The sequence below is a fragment of the bacterium genome (assembly GCA_028821235.1).
GTDB lineage: Bacteria > Actinomycetota > Acidimicrobiia > Spongiisociales > Spongiisociaceae > Spongiisocius.
Genome location: JAPPGV010000008.1, coordinates 1 through 5568, shown reverse-complemented (window position 1 = coordinate 5568; position 5568 = coordinate 1). Strand labels below are relative to the sequence as shown.

At 66.6% G+C, this 5568-nt stretch carries 7 protein-coding genes and 1 tRNA gene; 2 read left to right on the top strand and 6 right to left on the bottom strand.

All coding sequences use genetic code 11. The features are described 5' to 3' along the window. Positions 1-158 precede the first annotated feature (158 nt). From OXK16_00245 to OXK16_00220, 6 genes are all read right to left on the bottom strand, one after another. On the bottom strand, positions 159-584 hold the full coding sequence (locus OXK16_00245) for a hypothetical protein (protein ID MDE0374381.1): 426 nt from the start codon (positions 582-584) through the stop codon (positions 159-161). After that, positions 571-798 (bottom strand): hypothetical protein, encoded by a 228-nt coding sequence (locus tag OXK16_00240; protein MDE0374380.1) that lies wholly within the window; start codon positions 796-798, stop codon positions 571-573. The genes OXK16_00245 and OXK16_00240 overlap by 14 nt, the downstream gene beginning before the upstream one ends. A 195-nt stretch (positions 799-993) precedes the next feature. Beyond that, complete coding sequence (locus OXK16_00235; protein ID MDE0374379.1) at positions 994-1671, bottom strand: class I SAM-dependent methyltransferase; 678 nt, start codon at positions 1669-1671, stop codon at positions 994-996. Continuing rightward, a complete protein-coding gene (gene serS / locus OXK16_00230) occupies positions 1640-2917 on the bottom strand; it encodes a serine--tRNA ligase (GenBank protein MDE0374378.1) in 1278 nt (425 codons plus the stop codon). Before serS ends, OXK16_00235 begins: the two co-directional genes overlap by 32 nt. 151 nt (positions 2918-3068) lie before the next feature. Next, a complete protein-coding gene (locus OXK16_00225; protein MDE0374377.1) occupies positions 3069-4091 on the bottom strand; it encodes a hypothetical protein in 1023 nt (340 codons plus the stop codon). A 21-nt stretch (positions 4092-4112) separates the two neighbouring features. Then, positions 4113-5126, bottom strand: a complete 1014-nt coding sequence (locus OXK16_00220; protein ID MDE0374376.1) for a molybdopterin-dependent oxidoreductase — start codon at positions 5124-5126, stop codon at positions 4113-4115. 105 nt (positions 5127-5231) lie between these two features. Here OXK16_00220 and OXK16_00215 point away from each other — a divergent pair. Continuing rightward, positions 5232-5316: transfer RNA gene (locus OXK16_00215), tRNA-Leu, on the top strand. A 123-nt stretch (positions 5317-5439) separates the two neighbouring features. After that, positions 5440-5568 (top strand): hypothetical protein (locus OXK16_00210; protein MDE0374375.1); only part of this gene is annotated, 129 nt, incomplete at its 3' end.

Below are 5568 nucleotides of genomic sequence, written 5' to 3'. Positions count from 1 at the left end.
AACGGCGGTCACTCCCTCCGCCACCGACTCGCCAAGGGCCCGGGCGGCCCAGGGCATAGCGGCCGCCACGGTCCACGCAATCTCTTGCCCCAACGCCTTGCGAACTGTGAGGGCCCGGCACCGGCGCGTCGTCCTCTACCTGGCCAAGGTGGGGAAATCTAGGGATGATGGGTGGGTTCGTGGTGTCCGGAGTTGATCTGGAACGAGAACTTCCCGTAACCCACTGTCAGCGTGCCTAGGTTGAGAACATCCCGCCCGATTATCAGTTCGTAATGACCGACGGGTTCGCCATAGACGACCTTTGCCGGCTCGATTACTGCGGTGTCTGCACCGTCTCGCAGGATTACTGCTGCGCCGTAGGAAACCGTGTCCTTCGAACCAGACGACGTGATGAGATTGACCGGACCCAGCCAAGATAGTGGAGGGTCTGCGAGGATGGTCGATGAGACAACGCAGACATTCGATCCGGTATCCAGCATCGCCCGGACCCCCTTCTGAGGGGCACTCTCCATGAAAGGCGCCCTTATGGTCACTTTGATGACGGGCGGATTCTCGTAGCTGAACGGACCTTCAAAGGTCAACAAGGACGGCGCTTCCCACGACCATCGGTCCCTGCTCGCATACTTGCTCGAGGAGAACTTCGCCGCTCGGCCGCTCGCGGGCGAGGGCGAAAGCCTTAGGGGCAGGGTGAATGCCAAGGAGTTCGCCACTGACGGCGTCGAGCACTGCCCATTCCCCGTAGTGGTCATCCAAGAGGTCGGGGAGTTGGTGGTCTCTGAAGGAGGTCAGGTGGCTCATAGCCTGATGCCATGATGTCGACGCGCTTAGCTCTGGCATCATTTCACTCCTTCCGCAAGGCCTTCGGTCAGAAGCTTAGACCCAGAATCACATAGCTGTGAGTTGTTTGATAACCCCGTTTGCCGAGTCGCGAAAAGTTGGCTCACCGCGATTCCGTCAACCCGGAGTGGCATTTCAATCATTGATGAAACAGGTCTACTTGGTGAGGATGGCGCCGTAGACGAAGCCGAGGGGGCCCATCCGCCACATCCGGTCGACACGGAGGGGCGCGTCGGCGAACAACTTCTCGGGTGGGGGGAGCTTGTCGAGCGACCGGTGGAGGTACCGGTACTCGTCGACGGCGTTGACCAGGGCACCCGCCATCGGGACCACGACGGCCGAGCCGGCCCGATGGAGGGAGGCTGCCACCTTTCCTTTGGGCCGGGTGAGCCCCACCACCCCCGCCGATCCGCCCGGACGGAGCACCCGCGCGATCTCTTCCAGCGTGGTCTCAACCGAGTCCAGGTTCCGGAAGACGAACGCCGAGAACACTGCGTCGAAGGAGCCGTCGCGGAACGGCAGGTGCTCCCCTTTGCCCACCACCCGAGCCGCGGTGGGGTTGAGGTCCAGCATCTGCGAGACGGGATCGAGCGCCACCACCTCCCGGCTGCCGAACAGGGGCACGGCCGCCCCGGTGCCGGCGCCGAGATCCAGCAGCCTTCCCGGAGGCAGGCGCTCGATCACCGAGCGGCGCCAGGCCTGGTCGCGCCCGACCGCCAGCAGCCGGTTGATCAGGTCGTAGCGGCGGGCGATCCTGGCGAAGATCGCATCCGTCGGCCGCTCCACCGGCGCGCCCGGAGGCTCAGCCGATGCGGTCGAATCCGGCGTAGGCACGCAGGGACTCCGGCACCGTCACAGACCCGTCCGCCTGCTGGTGGTTCTCCATCAGGGCGATCAGCAACCGGCCCACGGCCACCGCCGTCCCGTTCAGCGTGTGCACCAACCGGTTCCCGCGATCGGTCCGGTACCGGATCCGCATCCGCCGGCTCTGGAAGTCGGTGGTGTTGGAGCAGGACGTGATCTCTCGGTAGCGCCCCTGGGAGGGGATCCAGGCCTCGATGTCGTACTTCTTGGCGGCCGACGAGCCCAGGTCCCCCGCCGCCACGTTCACCACCCGGTAGGGGATCTCGAGGCTCTGGACGATCTCCTCCTCGATGCCCAGCAACATCTCGTGCTCGTCCCAGGAGCGCTCCGGATGGCAGAACGAGAACATCTCCATCTTGTCGAACTGGTGTACCCGGAAGATGCCGGCCGTGTCCTTGCCGTGCGCCCCCGCCTCCCGGCGGAAGCAGCTGGAGAAGCCGGCGTAGCGGAGCGGCAGGGCGTCCTCCTCGAGCACCTCGCCGGCGTGATAGGCGGCCAGGGACACCTCGGACGTACCGACCAGGTAGAGGTTGTCGGAGCGCAGTCCGTCGCCCGAGTCCACGCCCACCTCGTAGACCTGCTGGTCGTCATCCGGGAAGAACCCGGTGCCGAACAGCGCCTCCTCGCGCACCAGCACCGGCGGGACCACGGGAGTGAATCCCTTGCCGCCCAGCAGCTCGAGCGCCATCCGCACCAGCGCGAACTCGAGTATCACCGCCGGCCCTGTGAGGTACCCGAAGCGGCTGCCGGACACCTTGGCGGCCCGCTCGATGTCGATCATCCCCAATCCTGCACCCAGCTCGCGGTGGTCCCTGACCGGGAAGTCGAAGTCCGTAGCCGTCCCCCACCGCTTGATCTCGACCGCGTCCTCCTCGACCAACCCGTCCGCGGCTGACGGATGGGCGGGGTTGGGAACCCTGATCCAGAGCACCCTGAATTGCTCGTCCAGGTCATCGGCCTCGGCCAGGGTGGCGCGGTACTTCGCCGCCAGCTCACCGGCCTCGGCGATGGCCTCCTGCCTGGCCTCGCCCTCCAGTCGGGGGATGCTGCGGCTGAGGCGCTTCTGCTCGGCCCGCATCGACTCGGCCTTCGCTCGGGTCATCCGCCGGTCCTGGTCGATCTGCGCCATCAGGTCGACGTCCAGATCCAGGCCGCGGCGGGCCAGAGAGGCCTTCAGGGCGTCCGGCTGCTCCCGCAGCAGCGTTATGTCGATCATCCCGTGATGATATCCCGAACCTAGTTGGTAGTTGCTAGTTGCTAGTTGGTAGTTGGTAGTGTTAAATAAATGTTGGACTATATTACCGCTGACCATCGATTACCGCCTGCCGACTGAGACCGGAGACGCGGCCCCGGCCCCAACCGGACGACTATCCGAGCGGATTGATCCGGATGCGCGACTCCCACACGTTGTCCGCGGGGTCGAGATCGTCCTCGACCACAGTCAGTTTGAAGGTCAGCAGGTACTCGGCGCCCGGCTCCACCAACTCGGTCCCGAACAGCACCGACCCGACCTCTCCGGGCGCCAGGTCCAGCGAGTGGCTGTCGACGGTGGTCAGCGACTCCCCGGCCTCCGAGCGAATACTGGCGTTGACGATCAGCCCCTTCTGGTCCACGTTGCCCCTGTTGCCGATCACCGTGCTGAACTGCAGGCGTTCGGTGGCCGGGAACAGGATCTCCCCGTCGTCCCCCAATCCGCCGGCCGGCAGCGGCTCGAACACGACCTGGAGGATGGTCACGTCCCGGCGCACCCCCATGTCGGTGCTGCTCCGGATCGTCCGCGCCAGCCTCTCCCCGTTCAGCAGCGGCCTCTGATCGACGATGAAGGAGACGGCCGGGATCTCGTTGACCACGCCCAGCTCGTCCAGCATGCCGGCCGCCCGAGCCAGGAACCGGGCGTACACGAGATCTCCTACCCGGATCCGGCCTATGGCGCCGCCCAGCTGGTCCACCGGCACCGAACCGGTGGGGTCATCGGTGACCGCGGTGACGGCCACCCGGAACTCGACCAGGCCCGCCGCCCACGAGGCGAACGCCAGGTCGAGCATCTCCCGGGCCGCGAAGACCGACTCGGGCGCCTCCACCGTCTGGAACCTCTCCGCCTGGTCCGCCATCTCCCCGGACAGCCGGTCCATCAGCACGTCGAAGTCGTCCCGGTTGATGGTCCGCAGCTCGGTGCTCACCAAGCGCCGGAAGCCGGCCGCTATCTGCTCCACCTCCTGGGTGGCGATCCGGGCACTGTCGAAGAAGGCCGTCTCCTGGCGGACTACCACGCCCCGGCTGTTGACCAGGACCGCTCCCCCGATGAGGATCAGGAGTATCAGCGCCATCCACCACCAGATCCTGCGGCGCCGCCGGCCGAAGCGGTCCGGCAGCCGATACGGGCTGGTCACGATCCCGGCTTCGTCATCGGGTCAGGTGAGCGGGAACGGAGGTTGGAACCAGGCCGGAACATCGGAAACCGTCACCGAGTCCACCCATTTGACCCACCAGAAGCCGCGCCGGTCCGGGGCCACGATCCGGGCCGGGTAGCCGTGGCCCGCGCTCAGGGGTTGGCCGCCCACCTCGAACGCCAGCCAGATGCTGTCCGCGTCCCTGGCCGGAAAGCGGCGCTCGTATCCGGTGACCGAACGCACGCGGATGCTCACCCCGTCCACCTCTCCGAGAAGCCGATCCAGCCGGACGCCCGTCCACTGCTGGGTCGAGTGCCATCCGCCGGTGCAGTCGAGGGTAGCTTCCACCGTCTCCATCGGTAGGGAACTCAGGTCGTCCGGTCCCAGCACCCGGCCGCCCACGTCGGCCTGCAGCCGGTCGAGCCGCTGCACCTTGTCGGTGAACCACTGCGTCACGGGCATCCGGGCCGGGTTCCCGCTACCCCGCTCGTGCGACCCGGTGAACCTCCTCTCGGAACCCGGCAGGTCGAGAACGCCCAGGGCGCTCTCCCATCCGGCCAGCGCTATCCCGGCACCTGCGGCCAGGCCGCCGGTTCTCAGCAGGTTCCGCCGGCTCAGGTCCGTGGTACGCGGCCGGACGGGATGCCGGACGTAGTGCCAACCCACCAGCAGCACCGAGAGAACGGCCGCTCCTATGTGGACCTGCATGGTGGCGAGCGGGCCGATCCGCGAGGTCGTGCCCATCACCTGGAGCAGGCCGGAACCGATGGTGATCACCACCGTCACCACCAGGGCCACCGACCAGATCGCTCCCTTGCGACGCCTCCGGAACCCGGATCGAGCGATCCCCGACTTCCATGGCACCAGCAGCAGGAAGGACAACCCGAGCACGCCGTGGGCAATCGTCGCGACCCGGGACCACTCCGTGCCGAATCCCTGCGCAAAGAGCCCCGAGGCGATCGCTCCTATCAGGAGAGTGGCCAGGGCCAGATTGGTATAGCGCTTCAGCGTCGCCTCCGAGCCGGATCCGTGCACAGCCTATGAAGGTGCCCGTGGCAACGGGGTCCATCCGATGCCGGTCGCTCCCCGGCGTCTCCGGCGAGTTACGTACATCTGCCGGGGTAAACTGTCCGGCACGCCGGGCGAGTGGCGGAATTGGTAGACGCGCTGGGTTCAGGACCCAGTGGGCATTGCGCTCGTGGAGGTTCGAGTCCTCTCTCGCCCACCGGTGGAGCGGCTCCATGGACTCCCTCCCGTCGGTCCGAGTCCCCGACACTCTCTCCGCCCTTCAGAGAGGCGCCGAAGCGCCGGCGGCCCGTTAGCCGGCTCGCACTAATCTCAAACGTCCATGAGTCATCGTCCGCCCAGTACCACCCCTATCAAGAACGTCACCGTGGATGCGGCCGACCCGAACCGCCTGGCCGAGTTCTGGGCCTTTGCGCTGGGATATGTTCTCCAGCCCCCGCCAGAAGGCTTC

Bases quoted from the DNA above. Each gene is read 5' to 3' on its own strand.
- OXK16_00240 (MDE0374380.1), bottom strand. From the start codon at position 798: ATGAGCCACCTGACCTCCTTCAGAGACCACCAACTCCCCGACCTCTTG.
- serS (MDE0374378.1), bottom strand. From the start codon at position 2,917: ATGATCGACATAACGCTGCTGCGGGAGCAGCCGGACGCCCTGAAGGCC.